At 41.3% G+C, this 26,559-nt stretch carries 22 protein-coding genes and 1 riboswitch; of the genes, 5 read left to right on the forward strand and 17 right to left on the reverse strand.

Annotation, left to right across the window (positions count from 1 at the left end; translation table 11 throughout):
- Positions 1 to 11: 11 nt before the first annotated feature.
- Both M2369_RS08715 and M2369_RS08720 read right to left on the reverse strand, forming a co-directional pair.
- Complete coding sequence (locus M2369_RS08715) at positions 12 to 695, reverse strand: response regulator (RefSeq protein ID WP_039166112.1); 684 nt, start codon at positions 693 to 695, stop codon at positions 12 to 14.
- Positions 692 to 2,311: an ATP-binding protein gene (locus tag M2369_RS08720; RefSeq protein WP_041507162.1), complete on the reverse strand. Its 1,620-nt coding sequence runs from the start codon at positions 2,309 to 2,311 to the stop codon at positions 692 to 694. The genes M2369_RS08715 and M2369_RS08720 overlap by 4 nt, the downstream gene beginning before the upstream one ends.
- Before the next feature lie 67 nt (positions 2,312 to 2,378).
- Here M2369_RS08720 and M2369_RS08725 point away from each other — a divergent pair, with 67 nt between their 5' ends.
- Complete coding sequence (locus M2369_RS08725; RefSeq protein WP_056703470.1) at positions 2,379 to 3,476, forward strand: TRAP transporter substrate-binding protein; 1,098 nt, start codon at positions 2,379 to 2,381, stop codon at positions 3,474 to 3,476.
- Between the two features lie 26 nt (positions 3,477 to 3,502).
- Here the strand turns inward: M2369_RS08725 and M2369_RS08730 are convergent, their stop codons facing one another.
- Entirely contained in the window at positions 3,503 to 4,333 is an 831-nt protein-coding gene (locus M2369_RS08730) for an EcsC family protein (RefSeq protein WP_045035105.1), read from the reverse strand.
- Between the two features lie 156 nt (positions 4,334 to 4,489).
- Between M2369_RS08730 and M2369_RS08735 the strand changes: the two genes are divergently transcribed.
- The 4 genes from M2369_RS08735 to M2369_RS08750 all read left to right on the forward strand — a co-directional run bounded on the left by M2369_RS08735 (position 4,490) and on the right by M2369_RS08750 (position 7,257).
- Entirely contained in the window at positions 4,490 to 4,750 is a 261-nt protein-coding gene (locus M2369_RS08735) for a GlsB/YeaQ/YmgE family stress response membrane protein (RefSeq protein ID WP_003214275.1), read from the forward strand.
- A gap of 229 nt (positions 4,751 to 4,979) precedes the next feature.
- Positions 4,980 to 6,257, forward strand: coding sequence for an Nramp family divalent metal transporter (locus M2369_RS08740; RefSeq protein WP_041507157.1), 1,278 nt, complete (start codon positions 4,980 to 4,982; stop codon positions 6,255 to 6,257).
- A 67-nt stretch (positions 6,258 to 6,324) separates the two neighbouring features.
- The gene (locus M2369_RS08745) at positions 6,325 to 6,894 is read left to right on the forward strand and encodes a GNAT family N-acetyltransferase (protein ID WP_008346964.1); all 570 of its coding nucleotides are present in this window, start codon (positions 6,325 to 6,327) and stop codon (positions 6,892 to 6,894) included.
- A 99-nt stretch (positions 6,895 to 6,993) separates the two neighbouring features.
- Positions 6,994 to 7,257 (forward strand): hypothetical protein, encoded by a 264-nt coding sequence (locus M2369_RS08750; RefSeq protein WP_008346966.1) that lies wholly within the window; start codon positions 6,994 to 6,996, stop codon positions 7,255 to 7,257.
- 40 nt (positions 7,258 to 7,297) lie between these two features.
- On the opposite strand, the gene M2369_RS08755 is transcribed toward M2369_RS08750, so the two are convergent.
- The 14 genes from M2369_RS08755 to M2369_RS08820 form a co-directional block, all read right to left on the reverse strand.
- A complete protein-coding gene (locus M2369_RS08755; protein WP_041507158.1) occupies positions 7,298 to 7,522 on the reverse strand; it encodes a hypothetical protein in 225 nt (74 codons plus the stop codon).
- A gap of 416 nt (positions 7,523 to 7,938) precedes the next feature.
- Positions 7,939 to 8,421 (reverse strand): DUF2247 family protein, encoded by a 483-nt coding sequence (locus M2369_RS08760; protein ID WP_041507159.1) that lies wholly within the window; start codon positions 8,419 to 8,421, stop codon positions 7,939 to 7,941.
- A 4-nt stretch (positions 8,422 to 8,425) separates the two neighbouring features.
- Entirely contained in the window at positions 8,426 to 10,018 is a 1,593-nt protein-coding gene (locus M2369_RS08765) for a ribonuclease YeeF family protein (protein WP_259254136.1), read from the reverse strand.
- A 194-nt stretch (positions 10,019 to 10,212) separates the two neighbouring features.
- Positions 10,213 to 11,934: a pyruvate oxidase gene (locus M2369_RS08770; RefSeq protein WP_041508293.1), complete on the reverse strand. Its 1,722-nt coding sequence runs from the start codon at positions 11,932 to 11,934 to the stop codon at positions 10,213 to 10,215.
- A 70-nt stretch (positions 11,935 to 12,004) separates the two neighbouring features.
- The gene (locus tag M2369_RS08775) at positions 12,005 to 13,831 is read right to left on the reverse strand and encodes an APC family permease (protein WP_041508292.1); all 1,827 of its coding nucleotides are present in this window, start codon (positions 13,829 to 13,831) and stop codon (positions 12,005 to 12,007) included.
- Positions 13,832 to 13,943: 112 nt separating this feature from the next.
- A riboswitch (cyclic di-AMP (ydaO/yuaA leader) is annotated at positions 13,944 to 14,091 on the reverse strand.
- A gap of 66 nt (positions 14,092 to 14,157) precedes the next feature.
- A complete protein-coding gene (locus M2369_RS08780; protein WP_041508291.1) occupies positions 14,158 to 16,239 on the reverse strand; it encodes a cellulose biosynthesis cyclic di-GMP-binding regulatory protein BcsB in 2,082 nt (693 codons plus the stop codon).
- A 4-nt stretch (positions 16,240 to 16,243) separates the two neighbouring features.
- Positions 16,244 to 17,467 carry a glycosyltransferase family 2 protein gene (locus M2369_RS08785; RefSeq protein WP_202394383.1) on the reverse strand — a complete coding sequence of 408 codons (1,224 nt, stop codon included), beginning with the start codon at positions 17,465 to 17,467 and terminating at the stop codon, positions 16,244 to 16,246.
- A gap of 37 nt (positions 17,468 to 17,504) precedes the next feature.
- A complete protein-coding gene (locus tag M2369_RS08790) occupies positions 17,505 to 19,220 on the reverse strand; it encodes a DUF2334 domain-containing protein (RefSeq protein WP_041508290.1) in 1,716 nt (571 codons plus the stop codon).
- Positions 19,210 to 20,061, reverse strand: a complete 852-nt coding sequence (locus tag M2369_RS08795) for a GGDEF domain-containing protein (protein ID WP_144679562.1) — start codon at positions 20,059 to 20,061, stop codon at positions 19,210 to 19,212. Before M2369_RS08795 ends, M2369_RS08790 begins: the two co-directional genes overlap by 11 nt.
- Positions 20,042 to 21,124: a glycosyl hydrolase family 8 gene (locus M2369_RS08800; protein WP_178929491.1), complete on the reverse strand. Its 1,083-nt coding sequence runs from the start codon at positions 21,122 to 21,124 to the stop codon at positions 20,042 to 20,044. Before M2369_RS08800 ends, M2369_RS08795 begins: the two co-directional genes overlap by 20 nt.
- Positions 21,125 to 21,321: 197 nt before the next feature.
- Positions 21,322 to 23,508: a DNA topoisomerase III gene (locus M2369_RS08805; RefSeq protein WP_259253999.1), complete on the reverse strand. Its 2,187-nt coding sequence runs from the start codon at positions 23,506 to 23,508 to the stop codon at positions 21,322 to 21,324.
- Positions 23,509 to 23,580: 72 nt separating this feature from the next.
- Positions 23,581 to 24,636, reverse strand: a complete 1,056-nt coding sequence (locus M2369_RS08810) for a tartrate dehydrogenase (protein ID WP_045035033.1) — start codon at positions 24,634 to 24,636, stop codon at positions 23,581 to 23,583.
- 99 nt (positions 24,637 to 24,735) lie between these two features.
- The gene (locus M2369_RS08815) at positions 24,736 to 25,668 is read right to left on the reverse strand and encodes a DMT family transporter (RefSeq protein ID WP_061417982.1); all 933 of its coding nucleotides are present in this window, start codon (positions 25,666 to 25,668) and stop codon (positions 24,736 to 24,738) included.
- A complete protein-coding gene (locus M2369_RS08820; RefSeq protein WP_173407771.1) occupies positions 25,658 to 26,485 on the reverse strand; it encodes an AraC family ligand binding domain-containing protein in 828 nt (275 codons plus the stop codon). The genes M2369_RS08815 and M2369_RS08820 overlap by 11 nt, the downstream gene beginning before the upstream one ends.
- Positions 26,486 to 26,559 lie beyond the last annotated feature (74 nt).

Genomic DNA, 26,559 nt, shown 5'->3' on the forward strand with positions numbered 1-26,559 from the left:
TTTTTGGTCTCTTAGTCAGAATGTACGATATATTTATTCACAGGGCGTCCGACCCCGCCATATTGCATATCTAATTTCAGCTCGCCTTCTTTTACAAGGAAGTCTAAATAACGGCGTGCCGTGACACGTGCAATCCCAAGTGCATTGGCGACTTCCTCTGCAGACTGCGCTCCTTCTTGCAGACGCATATAGGCTTTAATTTCATTCATCGTATGCACATTCAGCCCCTTAGGAAGCCATGTCTCTTCCTGCTTAACCGCAGGCTTTCGTATGATATCATCGAGCATCTCTTGAGAAAATTCTGCTGCGGTACGAATTTTTGATTTGAACGCTTTATAGCTTTCAAGAGATTCTTTCATCCGTTCAAACTTAAATGGCTTAATGATATAATCTCGGGCACCATTTTGAAGCATGGTGCCGATCGTCTCTTTGTCCTTTGCTGCCGAAATAACAATCACATCCACCTGCATCTTTTGCTTTCTGATGTCTTGCAGTGTTTTGACGCCATCTTTTTTAGGCATATACACATCGAGCACCACAAGATCTGGGCGAATGTCTTTGATCAGCTGGATGCCCTGCTCGCCATTTCCTGCTACAGCCGCAACTTGAAAGCCAGGGACGCTCTTAATGAACTCTTTATTGACTTCTTGCACCATCGGGTCATCTTCAATTAATAGCACCTTAATCTGAGTCATCTGTCTCTCTCCTCTATTGTCATTGGGAATTCGATTGAGAAGGTGGTACCAATGCCGATGCTTGATGTGACTTCTACATTTCCCATTCCTTTGTCGATAATCGTTTTTACAATATACAGTCCGTAGCCTGTTCCGCCTTCTTTACCGTGAGTAAAGCCTTTGTCGAAAATATGAGGAATCATGTCCTCTTCTATTCCAGAACCATAATCTTCAATTAAGATCGCGAGGACATCCTCTGTTTGATCAATACTAATAGAAATGAGTTTTGTGTCTCTTTCTACAGTATCATACGCGGCAAAGGCGTTCTCGATCAGGTTGCCAAGTAGCTTCGTCATATCATGCTGATCCAGCCGCTCTGGGAAATCGCGCAGACTGCTATTTTCATCTACTTCAACCTTGATTCCAAGCTCCTTGCCCCTTCTTATCTTGCTCATCAATAAACCAGCCACTGCGTCATGCTGTATCACACGGTGGAGAAAGTCCGTCACATGCTCCTGTTCTTCGGTCGTTTGAAACGCTAAATCGAGTGCTTGATCGGCTTTCCCCAGCTGAATTAATCCCGCAATTGTATGAAGCTTATTCATATGTTCATGATTTTGCACCCGCAGGCCATCAACGAAGTTCTTCACCCCGGTTAATTCCTCCGCCAATTTGGCCGCCTCTGTCCGGTCCTGAAAAATCGCAACCGCTCCGATGATTTTCTTTTTCATCACAATCGGAATTCGGCTGCTCATGATCCGCTTTCCGCTCATATGAATTTCTTCATTGTAGACGGGTTCTGCGCGGTCAATGATTTCTGGAAGCCTTGTATCTGATAGCACATCCCAAATATTTCGGCCCACTACATCACCTGTCACGCTGAAAATTTGCTTTGCTTTTTCATTAAAAATGGTGATCATGTGCTGGTTATCAATGGCAATGACCCCTTCATTAATGGAATGAAAGGTAGCAGTGCGTTCCTCTAGCATTCTGACAATCTCATGTGGCTCCAGCTTAAACATTTGCTGTTTAATATGACGGGCGAGCAAAAATGAACCGACAAGCCCGAAGCTGAGCGTCAGCAAAAGGATCATGAGGATATCCTGCTTCATTTCTCCTAATATATCTGCCATACTCGGCAATGTTCTTCCGACTAGTACAACCCCTGTTTGGTTAAATTTTTCATCCTTTACTGGATAAAAGGCTCTAATGGCTGTGCCAAGCTCTCCCTGTGCTTCTGAGAAATAGATATGCTCTGCAAAGGCAGGTTCTTCATCTGTCCCCTCAGAGCGCTGGCCTATCCTTGTTTTTACTGGATGTGTCAATCGCACGTGATCCATATCCATGACAACAATGTAGTCAGCATCTTGGATAATCCGAATCTCTTCAATGGCATGCTGTAACTGCGCACGCTCCTTTGTCTGATCATCCAATGCCTGCTTTACCTCATTCATCTCAGCTACTGTTCTTGCCGTGTTCATGAGCCTTTTTCGAAGTTCTCGTTCCTCTGTTTGCTGAATTCCCCCGACCAGAACAATTCCTCCGATTAAAAGGGCAAAAATGACAACGAAATATGTGAGGATGGTGAGCTTCCATCTAATAGATAATTGTTGTAATTTCAGTCGATTTCTCATCATTTTTTCACCTGTATCTTTACGAATTCTTCCTCTGTCAAGTATCCTTGACATAAGGGGGATCTGACGCATGAAGAATTTACTCGCCTATACGCTATTGCTCATCATCGGTTTTGTAACCGCTTTATACTTTGGTTTTTATCATATGATGCCTAAATCAGCGACGATCTTCGACGATGAACAGACTGGGCTGAAGGATCAGCTTGTGTTCAAATTCAGCCATGTTGTCGCAGATAATACCCCAAAAGGGCTGGCTGCAAAGAAATTTGCTGAACTTGTTCACGAAAAATCCGACGGCAGGATCAGCATTCAAATCTTTTCAAACGGGAGTCTTTATTCTGATATCGAAGAAATTAATGCACTAAAAGAGAATCAAGTTCAATTTATTGCTCCGTCTACGTCAAAGCTCGGCATGCTATCTCCTGAATGGCTGGCACTTGATCTGCCCTTTGCCTTTTCTAACTACGATGCTGTCCAAGAAGGGTTACATGGTGCGATTGGACAGAGACTGTTCGGCACACTGCAAAAAGACGGACTAAAGGGAATGGCCTACTGGACAAATGGCTTTAAGCAAATCACTTCGAATAAAGGCCCAATCAAGCAGCCTAGTGATTTAAAAAAGCAATCTCTCCGTATTATGCAAAGTGATATGATTGAAAAGCAATTCAAGCTTCTTGGCGCAAAACCCTATCAGGAATCGTTTAATTCAACATTTCAGCTGCTAGAAACAAAAAAAGTAGACGGTGAAGAAAATACAATTTCAAATATTTATTCAAAAAAATTCTATCATATACAAGACTATATGACGATCAGTAATCACGGGTATTTAGGGTATGTCGTCTTAACAGATCAATCCTTTTTTGATCGTCAAACACCTGAGACGAAGCGAATTTTACTCGAAGCGATGGAAGAAACAACGGCATGGAACGAAAAACATGCCGAACAAATGAACAAGGATCAGCTGGAGGATATTAAACGCGAATCTCCAATTGCCATACACGAATTAACACCAGCAGAGCGGCAAAAATGGATGAAGGCGCTCGATCCTTTGTATGATGAAGCAGGAAGGATCATCGGTTCAACCTTGATCAAACAAATCCGCGAGCTCCGGGCACGCTATGAATATTCTCCGATTCAAGCGTTTGAAGAAGATGCTGAGACCAAATAAAAAATCCCTTCGAGAAAGGGATTTTTTTATGCGCCGGAGTCACGCTGTTCTTGCTGAGCGAGCTCCTCTAATCTTGTTAATATTCTGCGCTTTCGATATTGCATGATGCCTGTTTCGGCAATTCCTTTTAACTGTGAGCGGTTGGACGCTGCACCAAACAAAATCCCCGCAATTGGGACAAGTTGAAACAGCTTCTTCCAGCCAAACGAATCACGGTAGTTATATACGACCTCACGCCATCCTTGAATTTGAGAGATCATGTTTTCGTGCTTCCCTTCTGATGCATGATAGCTCTTCAGCTCTTTTAATATTGATTTTTTCCCAACAACGTCAGCAGAATTCAGCTGTAAACATTTAATGATAAAGACTCGTTCTTCTTTATTTTTCGGATCATAGCCATAGGTGACGGCGATATCCTGTAATGTTTTTAAAGAGAGACCGAGGACAGCCGGAATATCTGCCGCTAATGTAAACATACCTCCGACACCTGTTGTCGCACCTTGTACAGTGGCGAGGTTTGTTCGATTTTTCCCCATCTGATCACTAATGGCATCCATGATCTCAATCGGAGCCGCCTCAATATCTTCAATACGCTGAATCGATTCATCAGCACATTTCTTTTGAAATTGATGAATAATGCCTTTCTCTGACGTCAAATAGACACCGCCTGATTGAATGTAGTGCCCCATCTCATCTAATAACACACCGATTTTCTTTTGAATAAAGGCAGGGGTCAGCTTGTCCAGCATTTGAAATGGAAGCCGGCTGAGTTTCTCCCAAAACCATACCTTTTGCTGGTCTTTCTCCCATTTTTCAATCTCTTTTAATTGTGCTTTTAGCCACTCTCTTTCCTCCATGCCATTTGCCTCCTTAGATGCCGTTCATGTATATGTCTGTTATTATACACAATCCTTGTCCATCATACGTATCGAACATTGAAGTGGTTCCGAAAGGTTTTAATCTCTTTTAAAACGGTTATTGCTTAGTAAACAAACAAAAGAGGAGTGATCAACATGTTAGGATTTCTGATTTCATTAGTTGTGGCGATTGTCATTGGTCTCATTGGGAGTGCACTCGCTGGAGGCAGTGTACCAGGAGGCTGGATCGGTTCAATGATTGCTGGGCTTGCAGGTGCTTGGATTGGTCATGGATTACTTGGAACGTGGGGTCCTAGTCTGGCAGGATTTGCGATCATTCCAGCGATCTTAGGAGCAGCCATTTTCGTCATTATTTTAAGCTTGATCTTCCGCAGCGTTGGATCAAGGGTTTCTTAAAAAACGATACAAAAGAAGAGGAAGCAGAGGATGCACCGCCTAAGATAAGAGGCGGTGTTTTTTATGTGTTGATTGACAAGGTATCTATTTTTTTCACTTACATATGATAAACAAACCTATTAGTTCAGATAGTTGACTTTTCATGAAGATGGGCATATGATGATTAAAAATTGCATCGAGGAAACTTTTTGTGCCAAAGCAAAACTTTGTAGAATCTAGGTGATGACATATGACAAACAAATACATCGAGGCACAAGCCCACATGTCAGTGGCAGCGGAGCGTGCACTTGAAGGAAAGGTGAAGGGATTTAGAAGGCTCCTTCCTTTTCTCGGGCCTGCTTTTATCGCCGCCATTGCCTATATTGATCCAGGAAACTTTGCGACCAACATTGCAGCTGGCTCGAAATATGGCTACCTTCTGTTATGGGTCATTCTCATATCCAATCTCATGGCCTTACTCATCCAGTCTTTGTCTGCAAAGCTTGGAATCGCAACAGGGAAAAATTTACCTGAAATTGCTCGAGAAGAGTTTCCAAAACCAGTCTCGATTGGTTTATGGATTCAGGGCGAACTCGTCATTATCGCCACAGATTTAGCCGAATTTATCGGGGCTGCCCTTGGTTTATACTTACTCTTTCGTATCCCGCTGCTTGAAGCATCGATTATTGCAGCGATCGGTTCTTTTGCCATTTTAGAGCTCCAAAGACGAGGTTATCGAGCGTTAGAAGCAGGAATTACCGGCATGCTGTTTGTTGTCGTGATTGCTTTCGCTGTACAAACCTTTGTCGCCAAACCTGATCTTGCAAGTGTCGCCGGTGGACTGTTCATTCCAAGGTTTGAAGGGACAGACAGCGTACTGCTTGCCGCTGGTATTTTAGGCGCTACGGTGATGCCGCATGCGATCTATCTCCATTCAGCCTTAACGCAAAGAAGAGTCGTCGGCAGAACGGAAAAAGAGAAAAAGCTGATTTTTCGTTTTGAGTTTTTAGACATCCTCATTGCGATGGTAGTTGCTGGCGCCATCAATGCCAGCATGTTGATTGTAGCAGCTGCTTTATTTTTTAAAAATGGTCTTTTTGTTGAGGATTTAGATGTAGCATTTCAGCATTTTGGAACTCTCGCAGGTCCTGTATCAGCGATCTTATTTGGTGTAGGTCTGCTTGTAGCCGGGCTTTCCAGTTCTTCTGTCGGTACACTGTCAGGCGATATTATTATGCAAGGTTTTATTCAGTACCGAATTCCGCTGTATGTCCGCCGGCTGATTACCATCATTCCACCTATTGCGATCATTGCATCTGGAGTCAATCCGACATCTGCGCTTGTGATGAGTCAAGTGGTCTTATCATTTGGAATTGCGTTTGCTTTAATTCCGCTCATTTTGTTTACAAGTAAAAAACGAATTATGGGCGATTTGACGAATGCTCGCTGGGTGACCGGAATATCTTGGGTGATAGCAGCTCTTGTTGTCGCACTTAATGTGTTTTTAATTGTGGATACGTTTATGTAAAAGACAGTGATTAGGCTGTCTTTTATATCGGGTTGTGGTAGAATTTCCCTTGAGAGGATGTGATCACATGTTTTTTTATCAGGATCAAGATCTATCCATGCGGCTGCTTGAACCAAGAGACGCGAGAAGTCTGTATCTGCTCATCCAACGCTCAAGAGAGCACTTACGTGAATGGATGCTATGGGTCGATTCGACGCAGACAGAAGAAGACAGCATGGCGTTTATTCAAGGTGCCATGCAACAAGCTTTGCAAAACAATGGTTTTCAGGCTGGAATCTGGTCACATGGAGAACTCGTTGGTATCATTGGCACCCACCAAATTCATTGGATTAATCGGACGGTTTCCATTGGCTATTGGCTCGGGGAAGGCTATCAAGGAAAAGGCATCATGACAAAAGCATGCAAAGCGGTCATTCACTATTTATTTGAAGAGTGCGGTCTGCATCGCATTGAAATAAGGGCCGCTGTTGATAATCAAAAAAGCAGACGCATCGCAGAGCGTTTATCTTTTTCACTTGAAGGCATATTAAGACAATGTGAATGGCTAGGCGACCACTTTGCCGATCACTGTGTGTACGCACTTTTACAGCCTGAATATATGAAACAAAAAACGAATTCGATCAATCAGCCCACTTAATTGTGTCGATTGCATGAACTATTTTACAAAGTGAAGTTTTGTAGTATCCGTTGTGATTGGCATCTGATAAAATAGAAGGAAAAAATCGAGGTATGATGTATGTCTCTTATTATTTTATTTTACTTATGGATTGTCCCTTTATTATTTGGCATTTTCTTCTCATTCCTAACAAAGAAAGCCACATACAAACGCCGCTTTGTTCCATCATATAGCATGGCAGGACTCAGCATCGTGTTTCTCATTCTGGCACTCGTCTTTTCAGCCAGTCATTTTCTATTCATTTGCGGTATGTTCCTATTCGCCACTACACTTGTCGGCACAGGCATCCCGTTATTTTTAGCCTTTACCAAAACACCTTCATAAACAAAACCACCTTTTCGCGATGGAAAGGTGGTTTCTTTTTTTACTGCTGAGGCATTCGATAGGTCATCGTACCATTTGGGTTTTTTTCAATTACTTTCACAATGTCTTGAAGGATCTCTGACGCTCGATCATTTGAGTCATACTTGCCGAGCGTCTTGACCCAAGAATCACTGCCTGCGATAAACCCTTCAATCTTTTTACCGGTTACTGTGACTTCGTGAACATTAACGAAACTTTGTTCGTTTTGTGTGAAAATCCATAGCATGGTTTATTCCCCTTTTTTTGTGGTGATTGGGTTAGTTTAACATATGATTCCCAATTATGTGTGGGGTGATTTGGTATGAAAGTGAATTTACAGTTTAAAAAACCTTGATTTTATCAGAAAAATCAAGGTGAAATTTTCTATCTATGATAATCGTAATTCCTTCTACGAGTTCACCCATATTTTTATTTTCAAATTTCTCGGATATGATACTTATTTTATTGTCAATCTATGTTTTCACCGTTTCTTTCAAAATTTTATAAAATGATCCTATATATAACATTCCACGTAGAATTCAATCACCAAAGGACTTCTGCAATTGCATGAAAATCCCTATGCTCAAGAGAAAGGTCATTAGACAAACAATCTTATGTACGAAAAAACGATGGCTTATTTATCCATCGTTTTCTTTAAGTTCTCTACTTATTTAAAATCAATTGTTTTTCATTTTCTAAAAACTCTTCTACAAGTTCTTTCATTGTTTTTTGTGAATCATGGGGATAATAAAATGCGTCTGATACTTCTCTAAAAAAAACATACATATTTTCGGGCGTGTGAAAGACTGAGAAAATATGTTCAATTTCTTCAAAGATGGTATCATCAGTTGAGTGAGTATACGCTTCTTTCATAATACTATATAGCCACTTATGATATTCTCTCGTCATGTCTTCCGAAGAATTATCAGAGATTATGCTTTCAAGTATATCATCTACCTTTACTTCTTCTTGTTCCCACGCTAATTCAAGAATGAGCTCGTTATCATCATGAGGGTTATTTTCTAGATATTCCACTGCATAGTTTGTTACTTCTAAGGCAGGAATTAAATTATACTGTCTACCAATAAACAACGTAGCCCAATTACATTCAAATCCACTTTTCTTGATTATTTCAATTTTATACAATTTTTTATTTCCCCCATTGATTTATTTTTCCTGTAACTTTGCCGTCAGGTATAAAAGTTCTATGGGTTACTTTGTTAGTTGTTGGATCTACAACCCATTCAAACACGCCATTTCTTATCTCTTTCGACTGTATCATTTCAGGTGCATTATTCTTAATTTTTACAAACTTTGTCTCATACTTAACCATTGATCCCTCAATTTGATACAACGAATCCATATGTCCTCTTCTATTCGGCAAATCAAATCTTTTAGAATGAACTGCATAGTTGTCAATAATATCATTAAATCTATGATAAAAATCATCTTTTAATGCACTACCTACTCTTGGATTATCTAAAACCGGATGCTTAAGTTCACTCGTACTCTTAATCCCCATCTTCCCACGAAAACCTTTCGATCCAAACGGTAAAAGCATTGTAAGCGCCGTATTCATACTCGCTTCCTGTTGTTCTTTCGAGACTTTATTTCCAAACATGTCTCGACCCGTAATCGCTTCGCTGAAGCCGTTGGTCGCGGTGAGTCCATATAAGCCTTTTTGTGATGTTTTCAACGCATCGAAAGACTTCTGTGATGTCTTGTAAATGTCGACCGCTCTGACTGCGGCGGACGTGGCTTGAGTCGTTTTATAGACGGCTTTTCCGCCTTTGAAAATACGTCCTGCCCAGCCGACAATCGGGATGTAGCCTGCTGCTGCCATGCCGCCTGCGGCGACTCGCTGGCCTGCGGTAAGTTCTTCACCTGTGATCGGATCGACACCTGTTGCGGCACGTTTTGCATCGTTCACGCCTGTCAGTTCATTGACGATATTTCCTCCGTAATCAAGAGCTTTTTCATACCACGGACGGTTGGCTAGCGCTTCTTGTTCCTTTGCAATCTTGCGAGCTTCTTCTTGATCTTTTTTGATTTTTAGATATTCAGAAGTTTGCTTCTCAATATCGCTTTTTGCCTTGTAGATTTCGCTATTTTGATACGCTTTCTTGTCAAAATTCATAGGCGAAATGGACTTTCTGTTATTTGTGGCATTGATCATTTCTGCGTACAATGCCATTGTAGCCTTCTCCTCAGTCTCTGACAAAGCATATTCATCTTTTAGATTTTGATCAAGTTCTATTAAATCTTTAACCGTTTTCTTCCGTTCATCTTCCGCATCTGCAATCTTTTCGTCAAAGGTTTTACTATCAAATACCTCCAGAGAAATGAGGTCATCAATATCTTGAAAAATCGTTTTGAGTGCCTTTTTTTGATCCTTCACGATGCTTTTGGCATTCTTGATTCCCATATGTACAGCGTTGTCTAAAAAGTGTTCTTCTACAAAGGTGTCGCCGCCAAAATTTGTATCATCAAGCGTTCCAGAAACACCTTCATGAAAGGCTTTTTGTTTATCAATGAAGCTAATAAACATGTCCACATTTCCGGCGAGTTCTTTGTAGAAGCTTTTAATGTTATCGGCACCTTTTCCAGTGAAGTCGTCACCGAGATTGGCAACACCTTGTAATGCCTTTTTTAAATCTATCATTTGTTCGCGGAGTTCCTGATAGTGTTTTGCCCTTGTATCCATGGCACTGGTTAGTGCTTTTGCATCAAGTATCTTGCCCAGATTAAGCCACTCCCTCCATTATTGATCATAAAGTCTATTTTACCTTTCTCACCGAATTGGAAAAATAGGCTTTAAGTTGCAAAAAATCCAGTCTGTATATTTTTATATAGAAGAAAACAAGTGACAATTGAAATGATTTTACCTATTCAACAAAAAAAGTCAGTCTTCTAATTAGAAGACCGACTACCTGCTGTTTAGAAAAAGCGTTTAAGGCTTTTCTTGAGTGGAGGGGTATCCAGCTCACCTTTTTCAAAGAATTTTTTCAATAAATATTTACTAAAGCCTGCTGCTTGTGTGTACGTGATTTTACCAGGTAACGGTGGTTCATTGGTCACCGCAACATCAATGATCACAGGTTTCTCAGCTTGAAGTGCTTGATCAAAGGCTGGTGCTAGTTCTTCATGTGATGACACCGAGATTCCTTTACCACCGCACGCTTCTGCAAATTTTGCAAAATCAATATCTTCCAGCTCTATACCATAGTTGATGTTGCCTTTTACCTGTTGTTCATATTCAATCATACCAAGGTTGTTGTTGTTTAAGATCACAACGACAATTGGCAGTTTATATTTTACCGCCGTCACAAAATCTTGCATCACCATTGTGAAGCCTCCGTCACCACAGACAGCAATGGCTTGGCGATTTGGTTCATTTAATTTAGCTGATATTGCGCCAGGTAAACCACAGCCCATTGTGGCAAGCCAGCTGGAAATAATGAAATCCTGCTGCTTCATTTCGAAATGACGTGCCATCCATACCGTCACATTACCGACATCAACTGAAAGAATGGCATCATCATCTACCGCTTCTTCTAATCTAGCGATGACTTGCTGCGGTTTAAGCGGTGATGTGGCAATAGATTTTTCCTTATCCATTTCTTCTCGCCACTTCATCATGTGCTCTGTACAAGCTTCAAGGAAACCGCGCTGCTCTTTATATTCAATATAAGAGGTTAGTTCATGAAGACCAGTCTTACTGTCACTTACAATCCCCACTTCTACTGGATATCTTTTACCGATCTGATCCGGTTTGATATCCAATTGAATGGCAGGTGTGTCTTCCGGTAAGTAATCCCTATATGGGAAGGAGGTTCCAAGCATGATTAATAAATCGCACTCTTCCATCGCTTCATATGCCGGCTTCGTACCGATCTGACCTAGGTTTCCTAAAAAGTATGGATGCCTGTCTGGAACAACACCTTTTGCAGGAAGTGTAATGACGATCGGTGCAGCTGCCTTTTCTGCAAACGAAAGAAGTTCTTCTTTAGCATTTCTTAATCCTTTTCCTGCTAAGATGACTGGCCTCTTCGCATTGTTAATGAGTTGAGCAGCCTTTAGCAGTTGATCTTTCTTCGGCCGCACATCTCCCTCTACATAAAGAGGTGATGTATAAATGGGACTCCGCTTAATTTTCTGAGAAAATAAATCATCTGAGACAGTGAGAACCGCCACCCCTTTATGGGTATACGCAGCTTTGATGGCTTGATTCAATAAGTCAGGCAGAGCTTCTGCTGTTTGTACTTGCTGATTAAAAACAGCAACATCGTCAAACATCCGCTCTAATTTGATTTCTTGAAATGCATCTCTGCCTACTTCAGTTGAGGCAACCTGCCCTGCTATCGCTAATACAGGTGCACCATCCGCTTTTGCATCGTATAGTCCATTTAATAAGTGGACAGCACCTGGCCCAGCAATTGATAAACAAACACCAAGTTTGCCTGTTAGTTTCGCATCAGCTGCAGCTGAAAGTGCTGCCACTTCTTCATGTCTTGTTTGTATAAATTGAATTTTGCTTGATTCATGCCTTAGTTCTTCGATCAATTCGTTAATACTGTCGCCGGGCATTCCATAAATATGTTTCACGCCCCACTCTTCCAGTAGCGCTGTTACTTCTTTTCCTGCGGTTCTTTGCGGCATGTGAGAAAACTCCTTTTTTCTTAATCCATACCACCGCACCCTTTTGATCAAACGTTTCAACTTGCTCTTGTTACTTTTTAAAGTGATATGGAAGAGTGGCGACAACAATATCCCGTTTCCATAATAAACGGAATCTTAATAAGAAAGCAGATTGATTATGCAAAATGGTGTGCCATCTTTTTTTCGGAATAAATTGAGGGACGAGCACCATCACTCTATATTGATGTGCATTTGCTTTCGCTTCAATCGTTTCAAGAAATTTATCAAGCGGGTGAATGAGACTTCGATAAGACGAATGTAAAATCACAAGACGCACATCACTATTCAGCTTTTCCCAATCAGCTTCAATTTTCTTGTCTTTCTCTTTATCAAACGATACATGAACCGCTATGACCTGGTCTGATAAGGATTTTGCATATTGCACAGATTGTTCGACGACACGTGTGACACCTGCTATTGGGACGATGACCACATTTCCTTTGATTTCGACAGGCTCGGTTTCATTCAATAAACGTAATTGTTCTCCAACAGACAGATAATGTTTCTTAATAGAATGAAAAATAAATAGAACAATTGGTATGAAAACAAATACCGGCCATACAAGATGGAACTTGGTCAAAATGAGAATCATGAAAACCGTAAATGAAATAAGTGCTCCCACGATATTGATAGGCATTTTCACTTTCCATCCCTGTGGTTTTTCACGAATCCACTTTACACACATACCTGTCTGAGACAAGGTAAATGGAATAAACACACCGACAGCATAAAGTGGAATGAGGTGTTCCGTTTTCCCATCAAATAGCCAAATGAGCAGCATAGAAGCTACACCTAAAAAGATAATACCATTAGAATAACCGAGCCGATCTCCTCTCACTGTAAACATGCGCGGCATATATTTATCCTTTGCTAAGTTGACAGCCAATAATGGAAAAGCTGAAAAACCTGTGTTTGCCGCTAATATTAAAATTAAAGCTGTGACAGCTTGAATGACATAGTAGAAAAATGTCCGTCCAAATGTGTCTGATGCAATCTGTGACACAACCGTTTCTTCTGGCTTTGGCGAGATGCCAAAACCAAACGCAAGCAATGTCACTCCTACAAATAGAACGGCCAGTAATCCCCCCATCATCAATAAAGTTCTCGCTGCATTTTGTGCAGCTGGTTTTTTAAAGGATGGAATTGTATTAGAAATCGCTTCAACACCAGTTAAAGCAGAACAGCCAGACGAAAATGCCTTTAATAAAAGAAATAACGTGATGCCTGATACATGTGTGCCAAATGCTGTATGTTCAGGTGCTGGCGGCACTTGCCCAGTTAATAGTTTAAAACCGCCCACCCCAATTAAAATGAGCAATGAAAAGACAAATAGGTACACAGGATAAGCCAAAATAGATGCCGACTCTGTCAGTCCACGAAGGTTTAACACCATAATTACTAGGACTAATACGATTGAGATCATGACATGATATGGATATAGAGCTGGAAAAGCCGATGTGATCGCATCGGTCCCAGCAGAAATGCTCACTGCTACGGTTAAAATGTAATCGACGAGTAATGATCCACCAGCAACCAGCCCTGGTTTTTCACCTAAGTTTCTGCTGGAGACGACATACGCCCCGCCGCCTTCTGGATAAGCATAAATAATCTGGCGGTAAGATAGAATTAACGCCATTAAAAGAATTAATACACAACCTGCAATCGGGAGTGAGTACCAAAACGCTGCCGCACTAACAACTGATAGAACAATTAAGATTTGTTCTGTACCGTATGCGACTGACGACAATGCGTCTGATGACAATAATGCCAAAGCTTTGATTTTTGATAGTTTTTGTTCTCCTGCTGCCTGTGATTTTAATGGTTTACCAATTAAAATACGCTTCATCAAACTGTACATGTGATGCCCGCTCCTTTAGTGTCAAACGATTTGAGTTACAAAATTTGGATCGCCAAAAAGACACAGAGGCAATAGAATGCCCCTGTGCCTATTGTTTAGATCACAGGTTGGTCTTTGCTCTCTTTAACGCTTACGAGGTTAGCTGACGGATTCGGGCGCATGAGATTTTGCCCTACCTTAAAAGGATTCACCCCACGTGGTGTTTTATACCACCACAATTGGTTCCCCCGCTCATCGAAATGATTCAGCGATTGGTCTTTTATAAAAGAGATCATACTCCCGTTTGACACCAAAGTAAAGAGATTTTTTCAAGGTCTTTTGATCGTTTAGAACTCAGTCTTTTTACGGTTTTTTCGTACGAAATAGACAATCATTAAAAGCACAAAAAGGATGAGTGCAGCGATACACACAAAGTAAATCCAAGACTCGCTACTGCTTTGTTTTTCACTTGTTTTCAGACTGCTCGATGTGCTACTGACGGATTGATGATTAGTAAACACGCCTTTGTTTTTACTCTCTATTGCAACTGTTGCTTTTTCTGTATTTGTTTGAAGAAATTGCATTACTTCATTTGACACGTTAGCTTCAGCTGCAGTCATTCCTGAAAAGACTGTCATTGTCTGTTCTTTATTCCAAACAGATGGCTGCGTCCATACAATTCGAGCCGTTGTTTCGTTGATCATGCCGAAAGAAGATACATCATACTGATCCTTTTTCACCGGAACAACGAGATCGGCTGCTTTTTCTTTCAGAAGAGAGAATGTTTGAATGCCTCCGATGAAAATGAGAGGGTGATTTTTCAATTGTTCATTTGTCACTTGAGAAGCTTTCATTAAATGATATTGAGCTACTTCTGGCTGACTAAAAGATTCCGTCAGCATGGCCATTTGATTGATTGTTTCACGTTTGATTTGATCTGGTATGATGATCAATGTATTTTTCGAAGTGAACGGGAGCGGCCATGCGGCTAAATCTGGCTTTTCACTCGTTGTTCCTTCTGGTATTTGAAGAGAGCTGTCTTTGTCAATGAATATCCAGCCTTCTTCATCCGTATGTCTGCAAGATTCCATGTTTTTAAAACCACTTGTGACAAATTGCAAATCAATATATTCATTTTTTTGAAGTATCTTTGAATCTACTGGAATCGAGACATGATAGAATCCATTCGCATCTTTGCTGCCTAGTTTTGTTAATGGTACGTCGTGCGGTTCGTCATTGATCATAACAGTTAACCGTTCTGTTTTGCTTGCCGCTGTCTCAGATTTTTTGAATGAAAGATTGAGCTTTGCACCTGATTTTTGGTTAGCCAGTAGCGCTTTCGGATAATAGTAGTGGTCGGATGCCGTCTTGTTGGTCCCAACCGTGACATCATCTCCGCCAAAATCTTTCAAATGAATCTTGTGAGATGGTTTAGACGTTTGAGCTGCAGCCTTTTGAAGCACTAGGTCTGTTCCAGTCAGTTGATCCGTTAATTCTGACTGAGTTAGAACATTGATTTTTTCAGCGATTGTCACAGGCTTTTCCGCTGTCACAAATAGAATGGGCTGTTCTGTTTTCTTTGCTGTCAAAGTTCTCATCGCTAACGTAAGATGATTGCTTTTCGTTTTAATTCCTGCAGCTTGTTCAATCGTTTTCATCCGTCCATCCCAGCTTCCTTTAGCTCCCACAGCAATCGTTGGGTGAGCCACTTGCTTGATGTCCTTTTCTTGGATAAGTTTGATCTCTTTTTGGCGATCTTTGTTTTTCAACGTACGGTATACTTTGATGGCTGCTTCTAATTCAGCTGCATCCGGTGAATTAGGAATTACAATGTCTGTCTGTTCTTTCTGATCACCTGTTTGAATAAAAGGTGATGGAAAGCTATCTAATGTGAAATCTTTTGTCTGGATTCCTTTGAATGTAAGTTCACTTTCAGGATACACTTTTAGCCAATTAGCAGGTGTCTCTTGGTTGATACACACGCCTTCTTTTAAAACACCATAAAATGTGACCTGAATGCGGTGAGTACCTTTTTTCAATTGTGCTTTGTTCAACTTGATTTGAATCGACTTCTTCTGGTTTTCCCCTGATACAGGGATGGTCTTTTCGATCTCTCCATCAATCATAACAGTGAATGAGGAAGGTGAAATCAATAATGGTGAAGCCTCTATATTGAACGTCAATGTGCTTGACTCTGTTTTTTCCTGATCCACTTGATAGGTAAATTCAGTGCGGTCTTCTTGTCCATATAAGGTCACTACGTCTTCTGATAGATGCTGCGTTTTTGTTTTGCTTTCTTTTGAAAAATGAATCCACTCATCTTTGACTTGAACTCGGTTGGATTGCGCCATTGCTTGACCTGCCATGAAAAAAGGCTGGATCGCTAAGGATAATCCTAATATATAAATCAACCATTTTAACGATTTCAATATGTCACCCGCTTTTCTTTTGTTGTTGATTGTAACGCTCGGTTTTGTACCATTTCACTTCTTGTTTCAATAATCGGCTTTTCACCTCTACACATAAGGAGTACACAACAAGCGCAATCCATACTTGGGAATAGGTAAAGTACATGAGAACGACAATGAGAATGTTTTGTTTGGTCAGCTCTGTTTTCTCTATGCTTAACGTAATCATTACTTCTGTTAAAAAGAGGAAGAAGGCTAACCCCCATAGGATGAGTGCCACAGCTCCCACAGATAAGTGAAGATCAACGAATAAGTTTACGATAAAAATGCCATTGGAGAGCAGTACACCAAAGAAAAATAAGAAATACGTAAAGAAAAAATAAAATAAATCGAAAATCATTCGTTTTCGTTTTAATTTCATAAACTGCCTTAAAAATTTGAGCACAACATATTGGTTGCCTCTAGCCCAGCGTGTTCGTTGCCGCCACCAGACTTTCCATGTTTCAGGCTCTTGTTCCCATGTAATCGCAGCAGGAAAGAACCGAATCACATAGCCCAGGTTATACACACGAATCGTTAATTCAGTGTCTTCAGCTAGTGCATGGACATCCCAGCCGCCAAGCTCTTCTAAAATGTGCCGACGGATCGCAAAGTTGGTGCCTGGTATTGTCGCAATTCCAAACCATTTCCATCTCCCGCCTTGCGCCATCCACTGGAAGCAGATCGTTTCTATGTTAATGAATTTTGTCAGGAGGTTTTTGGCTGCATTGATGACCCTGAATTTCCCGACAACAGCACCTGCTTTAGGATCATTCAATAATCCAAGAACCAAATGGTAGACGGCTTTCTTTTCAGGCATATTATCTGCATCGTATACACAAATAACGTCTCCTGTCGAAGCCTTTAAGCCTTCATTCAGTGCAGTAGATTTCCCCTTCCCTGCAAATGGCGGCTTTGTTTCAATCATATGGACATGATCGTATTGCTCACTAAATGATTGCACAATCTCCCCTGTACGATCAGAGGAATTGTCATTAATCACAATGATTTCAAGAAGGTGTTTGGGATAGGATAACTGGACCATGGCTTTTAGCGTCTGCCGAATGACCACTTCTTCATTATGTGCTGGAATGAGAATGCTGACGGTCGGCAGATCTTTCCCTTGTTTTGTCCATTTAGGCAGCACTTTTTCGTAAGTTAAATAGTGCTGAAAGCCTCCCTGCATCAGAAACATATGATATAGGAGCATGATCCAAATCAGTATTAATGATAGGTAAAATAAGATATCAGCCACCTGATTTTCTCTCCTTAAAGATCCGTTTTTTCATCGTCAGCCTTAAATACAATGTGTAAAAAGCAAATGCCACAATAAAGAGCAGCACCACCATTGTGAGTATTCGAAGCATATTTTCCATCCCGCTTCGTTTGTTTGTTTTTGGTTCAGCTATATTGGATTGCTCTATTTGAATCTGTCCATTTCCTGTTGTTTTGATCTGGACATTCTGAGTTTGAACAGTCTGTTTTGTTTTCTTTAAATCTAGCCATTCACTAGAAGGGATCGCATCCATTTGTGTGATTACATCTTGCAGCCCATCTATCCCCGCTTCCACATCATAGGACAGCTCAATGGCGGCGGATTGGATATGCTGCAAGGATTGAATTGTTTGCTCAGTCAGTATGTTTGCACCTTCTTGGTCAGACGCTGTATCTATAGACTGTTCAGGATATAAAGTCATGCCATGAAGCATGGCGGGTGTCGACAAAAATGGTGATGCACTTCTTGTTTTCCATGTACGGTCTGAGAGCTGCACCTGTCCAAATAGACTGGACACATGGCGGGAAATCACTTCATAGCCTTGCAGGGAAATGGCGTCATTTGGCACTTCAAATGCAAGAGGATATAATCCCTGCTGCGCAAGCAGTTCAATGCCTTTTGTCAGCTTTTCTTCTGTATAGATGGCTTCTTGATGTTGATTGGATGTGTTATACGCATTAAAATCTTTTTCATTTGGAAAAAAGCTTTTGTTCAGCTGTTGATTAGCTTTCTCTGGTTCATTTGACGTAACGGGCTGATCGTACTTGACATCCCAGAATTCAAAGCCTTTACCCGACTCCTCCGTTCGATACGTACGGCTAAACCCGTGAAGAACGACACTTGCTCCATTGCTTTGCAATTGTGTTAACACGTGGACAAGTTTAGGCCGGTCACTGAGCGTCACTTCATCCCCTGTTGCTGGATCAATCCATATAGGGGTCACCGCCAGCAGAAAAGGGATATGGCGAGCTGTTACGTATCGTCCAAGTTCAAGTAACTTCTTCTCCTCCGTGACGGGGTTAATCTTCCCAATCTGTAAGTACTTTGTCGTCGTTTGATTAGAAGCCGGCAGGAGACTTTCCAGCACCTCTGCAAGCAGCTTGTCGTGCTGAAGGATATTTAGCATTCCGACATATGCCGCACCTTCTTTTGTTTGAATCACAAATGGCTGTTCAGCTTGATTTTTCTTCAATAAGAATTTACGTTGCAGATCTGTCCCTTGAACCGTCTGAGCTGTGATTCCTCTCTCTAACTGACGGTATTCTTGATCATCAGTATCTTTGATTTGACTGATGTGATCTTGTTTGTGAAAAGTAAGCTTGGAGAATGGACGAAGCTGTTCCGCATTGTATCCTATTGCGATTAAGCGTTTTGATTCGTTTATAAGACGAATTGTTTGTGCTTTCAACGTTCTCTTTTCTTCACCTATATAGATAACTAGCTGAGAGTCATTGAGGTTCTTTTCAGTGATTTGTTCATCAGATAAAATGGTCGTTCGTGTGGAAAAATGCCCCACAAGTACATCAAGCATATGAACAGATGGCGTTGTCTCACCTGATTGTGTGGAATAGACGATGAGGGTCCTTGACTCTTTCTCAAGTGCACCGGCTGATGTACTGTCTTTGATCGAAAGCATAGAGAAAAGAACGATTAACAAACAACATTTCGTCAAAACATTAAAGTTCATTCATCATCATCTCGTTTTCTAGTTCTTCTAAAAATTGCTCTGGTGTCCGATAATCCGAGCTGCTTGTTAAATGACAAACATGAAAGGTTAAGGTCACTTCACGACCATTTAGCAGGACATGCGTTTGCAGTTTATCCTTTAGCTTTTCAAGAACGATCGAGACGTTTTCTGCAGGTGTGTGAGTGAGCAGCAGCCCGATTCGTTCTTCGGATAATCGAAATTTCTTATCGGTTTCTCTCACACTTTCGCGTATCTTCATACTGAGTTGCTGGAAAAGATGCTGCATTTCTTTTTCTCCATATAATGTTTTGAATTCAGCTGAGTAGTGCATATGAAGAAGGATAAAGACGAATGGCTGTTTGTATCGTTCTGCTCGTTTCATTTCCTCAGACAATTCGAGCCTCATCCGCTCTGCATTGTCAAAGCCTGTGGTTGAGTCAATCGCTACAAATTGTTTGATGGCCCTCTTTTGTTGTTCAATGGTGTAACGCATCGTTTTTATTCGCTCATGCACGTTTCCAGCAGAAATAGCAAAAAAGAGAAGCGCCACGCCCCATATCACGACATCTTGCAACGTTTGATGAGAAAAGAGGGAATTTGTGTGACCAAGCTCTGTAAAGAACATCCCGCTTCCTATAAAGAACAAAATCAACAAAGTAAAAACCAATGCTGGCAAAATACCAAATAAAATGCCGCATCCTATCACGACAAATGTGAGTGTGATGATCATGACACTCTCCGCATCACGTCCATTCAAGTAGCCCATAAATAAAATGAGTCCCGCAAACATGAGGAGCACCGTATAATACGTGCGATAGGTGTTACTGAATAACCTTTTCATTTAGAAGCTCCCTTTCTGCAATTAGAGGCAATAAATTATCAAATGAGTGTGTATCTTTTTCGTTCATGTAGCCTCCGTAATAAGGCTTGAGAGGATCTTGGATTTGCAGCTCTTTCATTCGGTGATAGACGTCTTTTGCAAAATCATCTTCTCCTTGTTTGAGTGCATATAAGATCACCAGTGCATAGACCGAAGGTGATTCATACGTCACTGCTGGCTTTAATGTGCTCAGTTTATATCGTCCATACAGTTTTCCTTCCTTTTGGAAGTTGGTTTTCAGCCATTTCATGATGACTGTTGTATCAACCTGTGCACGTTCGGCATAAAGAGCCGTATAAAGCTGGTCGATCAAGTTGATTTCCTGATCAAATGAGTAGACTTTCTTCGCTATGTCATAGGATTTTGGAAAAAATCCTTTTTGTCTCGGTGCATTTTTTAGAATGGCCAATTGGTTGTTCATCATTTGTTCTGTGAATAGGTGGAGGGATACTAGTTCTTTGATTGCTTTTGGGTCAAGATATGAAAGTGTGATTGTATGTGAAGTTTGCTTTGTCGATGCATCATAATAGTCGGTCAACATACCCTTGAACATGTTTTTGTCTTTTAACGCTTTTGCGATTTTTTTGGCTGTGGTTTGATACACTGACTTCTGCCACAATTGATCTGCTTTTTGAAGTGCTGTTACTACACGTAAGTCATCAACTAAAGCATTGACTTTGCTTTTTTGATGAGATTCGATTTGCCAGCTAAGAAGATTATGTTCCAGTAAAAATTGAGTGCGCAGGACGTCTACCTGTTGATCAAAAGATGTTTGATCTTTTTTTCTAACAAGATAATCCATCCAAAGTCCGAGCGATTCTGATAAGTAAGTAGGCTGCTCCGCAAGCGAGGTCCGGATCATGCCTTGATCTGTCATTAAGTGGTGAGTCATAAAGTACTCTCCTGACAATACTGGCTTTGCAGGTTCTGGTTGAGCTGAATGTTGCTGCTGTTTCCAGGTACATCCGCCTAGTAGAATGACAATGAGTATAGCGATAGCTGTACGATATATGGGTGTATCCATTCGTGTCCCCTTTCAATCCTTGTTCTCTCTAAGCATCTAACGATTTATTATAGAGCGTTTCTGTTTAAATGAAAATAAATATTTTATACCAAATTACGAGTCTTTTCGCTTACATATTCCCATTTACAGAAAAACAACATGTCAAAATACTCTAACAAACAAAAAACCCATGCGAATTCACATGGGTTTTTACACAACTATTTATCTAATTTTAGTTTCTTCAATTGTTCTGCAAGTGCGTTATTGATTGGTTCTTCCACTTTCTTTTGTTTCTTCATATATTTGGACACATCGTGCTTACTGGCTCGTTTTTGATTGGATTGTGATTTGCGTTTTTCGAAAACAGACAGTTTCTCTCTATGACCACAAACACAGGCAAATATTTTGCCATCACCTTCTCCTCGTAGCTCAAGCTTTTTATGACAGTTCGGGCAGCGTGCATTTGTTTTCTTTGCCACATTTTTTCGATGTCCACATTCTCTATCCTGACAAACAAGCATGGTGCCGTTTTTCCCGTTCACTTTTAACATGAGTTTTCCGCAGTCAGGGCAATGTGTGCCTGTCATGTTGTCATGCTTAAAGGTTTGGTTCGTTTGTTTGATTTCAGATACGGCTTGTTTTGCATATGACTTCATTTCACTCATGAATTGAGAAGCTTTCAATTGGCCTTTCGCAATTTTAGAAAGCTTTTGTTCCCATTCCGCTGTTAAAGCAGGTGACTTTAAATCTTCAGGTACTAAAGAAAGAAGCTGCTTCCCTTTCGATGTGATGAAGATGTCTTTGCCTTTTTTCTCAATTAAGAAGCTGTTAAACAGTTTCTCAATGATATCAGCTCTAGTTGCCACTGTCCCCAATCCACCCGTTTCGCCAAGGGTTTTCACTAAGTCTTTTTCCTTGTTCTCCATAAATGCAGACGGGTTCTCCATGGCAGATAAAAGGGTCGCTTCGTTAAAACGAGCAGGAGGTTTCGTTTCGCCTTTTGTCTCTTTTAATTGGCGTACATCAAGTGACTGCCCCTCTGTTAATGCCGGCAAGTGCTGATCTGCTTCGGCTGATTCCTCGTCTTCATAGGAATCATCGTACACGGCTTTCCAGCCGGCTGATTGCACAATTTTTCCTTTCGCTGTGAATGTCTCACTGCCGATCTTGGCGATCACTGTTGTTTCCTCATATTCAAAAGGGGTCATCAGTACAGCGAGGAATCGCTTGGCAATCAGGTCATATAATTTACGCTCTTTATCGCTTAATGCACCTGGATACAGCTCTTCCTCGGTTGGAATGATCGCATGGTGATCTGACACTTTGGCGTCGTTGACAAAACCTTTATGCGCTTTAATGCCTGATTGTAGAATGCGATTCACATGCTGCGCGTAAGGTCTAACGTTCATTCCTTTGAGTCGATCTTTTAATGTAGGCACGATATCTGCCGAAATGAAACGTGAATCCGTACGCGGGTACGTGACGAGCTTATGCTGCTCATACAGACGCTGAAGTGTAGACAGTGTTTCTTTTGCTGAAAAACCGTAGCGTTTATGGGCATCACGCTGCAATTCTGTCAGGTCATACAACCCTGGAGCAAAGGATTTTTTCGCTGTTTTTTTCAGTGCATCAATCACTGCAGATTTTCCTTTACAGGCTGCCAAGCGCTCCTTCACTACATCCTCTTGGAATGTACGGTTTTGTTTTGTCTTTGCATCCTGCCAAGTCAGCGTCAGTCCGTCAACTTGTGCAGTCAGCCCAAAGAACGGCTTCGGCTGGAATTGCTGAATGTCTTCCTCTCGCTTGGCGATCATAGCAATCGTTGGCGTTTGCACACGTCCACAGGATAACTGCGCATTGAACTTCGTTGTCAGCGCTCTTGTTGCGTTGATCCCTACAATCCAGTCTGCCTCTGCACGCGCCACCGCAGAGCGGTACAAGTTGTCATACTCTCTACCGTCTTTTAATCGTTTGAACCCTTCTTGAATGGCTTTGTCTGTAACAGACGAAATCCATAGACGTTTTAGAGGCTTTTTCACATGTGCTTTTTCAAGAATCCACCTTGCCACAAGCTCCCCTTCACGTCCAGCATCTGTTGCGATGACAATGTCTTTTACATCTTTTCTCGCCAGCTGCGCTTTAACCGCTTGGAACTGCTTCCCTGTCTTTTTCATCACGACAAGCTTGAGTGGTTCTGGAATAATTGGTAAATCCTCTAGGCGCCAGGATTGAAATTCTTTCCCGTAGCCTTCTGGATCAGCCAGTGTGACCAAATGGCCAAGCGCCCACGTGACAATGTATTGATCTCCTTCTAAAAAACCATTTCCTTTTTTATGACACTTCAGCACACGTGCAAGGTCACGTCCTACCGAAGGTTTCTCTGCTAATACAACTGTTTTTGACACGAAATTTCACATCTCTTTCTTCTATCCATCCTTTTATTATAGCAGACGTGGAGATGCGGTTCTAATGACGGATTATTTCTTCAAGCGCTTGATGATTTCGTTTGTGATTTCTTGTGTTCGATAAGCCCCGCCGATGTCTGCCGTTAAAAAGCCGTCTGCTGTGACTGACTCGATGATTTCGAGCAGGTGTGTACCGAGTTCTTCCTCTCCGAAATGATCAAGCATGAGTTTAGCGGTCCAAATTTGACCGATTGGGTTGGCGATTCCTTTTCCTGCAATGTCTGGGGCTGACCCATGTACAGGCTCAAACATTGATGGATATTTGCCATTTACATTGATGTTGGCAGCAGGCGCCACGCCAATACCTCCCATAATGGCTGCCCCAAGATCAGTTAAAATATCGCCAAATAAATTACTGGCAACAATTACATCGAATTTCTCAGGTCTTGTCACAAAGAAGGCTGAAAGCGCATCAATGTGCTGCGAGTCTGCTGTCACCTTTGGATAATCCTTGGCTACGTCTTGAAACACTTCATCCCAAAATGGCATTGTATGAACGATTCCATTCGATTTGGTTGCACTTGTCACATGCTTTCGTCTCTTTTCTGCTAATTGAAAGGCAAAACGCATGGCTCGTTCTGTCCCTTTTCTTGAGAAAACAGCATTTTGAATGGCAAGCTGATCTTCCCCTTGATAGATGCGGCCTCCAATTTCACTATATTCACCTTCACCGTTTTCTCTTACAACAAGAAGATCGAAATCCTTTGGGTGAGCAAGCGGGGAGCGAATGCCGCTCAGCTGTTTTGCAGGTCTAACGTTGATCACTTGCTCAAATTCACGTCTAATTTTAATGAGCAATCCCCAAAGTGATACATGATCCGGCACTAAATTGGCATCTCCGACTGCTCCTAAGAAAATGCTGTCAAAGGCTTTTAGTTGTTCCAATCCATCCTTTGGCATCATTTCGCCATGCTCTAAATAATACTCACAGCTCCACGGAAAGTCCTGAAAGGTGAAAGACAGACCGCCATGCACATCTGATACCGCTTTCAAAACTCGAATAGCTTCAGGCACAACTTCCTTTCCAACCCCGTCACCTGGTATCGCTGCAATTGAAACATGCTTCATTGATTTTTCCCCCTTTGTTATCGGTCGACCGTCGACCGTTTTATTTGAGTTTACTAAAGAGTGCGTGTTCTTACAATGGACAAAAGACGCTTTTTTTGATCAAAGCGCCTTTTTATCCTGCATCAGCACATGGGGCTTCTGTTTCTTTCTTCCCTCACTTTTTTTATCTGAAAGCAGCAAACCTCCTAAGGTCAGTGCTGTTCCAAGCCCAGACATGAAGGTCAAGCTCTCGTGAAGAACGATCATTGAAATGATCATCGTGATAATAGGCACTCCATAAATATACATACTTGATTTCACCACACCGATCGTCTTCACGGAAAAGCTCCATGTCAGAAAACAAATAGCAGATGCAAAGACGCCTAAAAACAGCAAGTGGAAGGCAAACGATGGATTGGTCAACCGCTCCCAGTCTAAACGAACCTTAAAATGCCAGATCAGTGGAATCATCCATAGCAGTCCGTAAAAGAAGACACGCCTTGTTACCTGAATGATATGGTAGCCATATTGGTTGATCATCTTCGATAAAATGGAATAGAATGCCCAGACGATGGTTGCTGTTAATGCTAAGGCATCACCGAGTGGATTCAATTGAAACGTCGTCATTCCATTCATGCTAATCAGCACGATTCCCGTCATCGCGATGAAAAAGCCTATGAAAAACCGGCTGTGCAGCGGCTCATCTTTTAATAAAAAATAAGCCAATAAAAAAGAGAAGAATGGGACAACGGAGCTGATGACACCTGCATTCGAAGCGAACGTATAAGTAAGTGCGACATTTTCTAAAAAGTAATATAAGACCACACCGCATAAACCTGCCAGCGCAAACATCCCTTCATGCTTTTTACTTTGCACCTTCATCGTAAACGGATAGATGATCATCAGAGCCAAGTACCCTATAAAAAAACGGAAAAATAAAATCTCTGTTGGAGAAAAAGCCGTTAATAATATTTTGGTAGAGATAAAGGTAGATCCCCATAAAAAAATGGTGAACATGGCCGCTAAATGACCGAGCAGCTGTTTATTTTTCATCAGCTGTTACCTGCTTTACAAAAATTTGCTGATACTGCCCTGGCGTGAGCCCAATAAATTCTGAAAAGAAATGACTCAAATGACTTTGATCAGAAAATCCAGCGGAGGCAGCCGCATCTACAGGCTTCACTCCTTGGGCGAGAAGCTCCTTCGCAAAGTTCACTCTGACTGTCTGTAAATAACGATACGGCGTGATGCCTCTAAACTTTGTAAAAGCACGCAGCAATGAATATTTGTTCATGGACACAAGCTCGCCTAAGTCTTCTAACGATATATTTTCCGTGAGGTGTGTTTCGATATATTGCTGTACGTCTCGGACTTTTTGTTCGTTGGCACGTGTGGCTGATGCTTTTTCCTCTGAGGTATCAGCATAGGCTTCAATCAATTGTTTCATAAAGAAATAGAAGGTTTCCTGTTTATTCAAAGCAGGAGCTTCTTCTGTGATCATTTGATGTAGATCATATAATGGCTTTGTTAGTTCACTTTGTGAAAACACAGGGGCTTTAAAATGCGGTTTGTGCTGAAAGACCTTCTCTAGCACACCTGCTTCAATATTTAAGCAGCGATAATCGAGTGTCCTGTGATCAATTTGTTCACATGCGTGATTATCATACGGATTAAAAAGAAGGATATCACCTTTTTCAATGATGTATTCTTGATTTTGGCAGACCAAACGTCTTTGACCGTCTTCAATAAATCCAATCACATAATATGTATGAAAATGATTCGGGAACTTTTGCATGATGCCATGAAAGCGATATGCCTCTATTTGTAAGTCTTGATCAAAATGTACAGTTCGTTCCTCTTGTGTGTTCATGTCGATCCCTCTTTTCGCTGAACTGATCATAAGTGTAGCACACCCCTTTTCTCTTGGATTGTACGATATTGACT

Source organism: Bacillus sp. JUb11 (genome assembly GCF_024807925.1).
GTDB classification, from domain to species: Bacteria; Bacillota; Bacilli; order Bacillales; family Bacillaceae; genus Bacillus; species Bacillus altitudinis.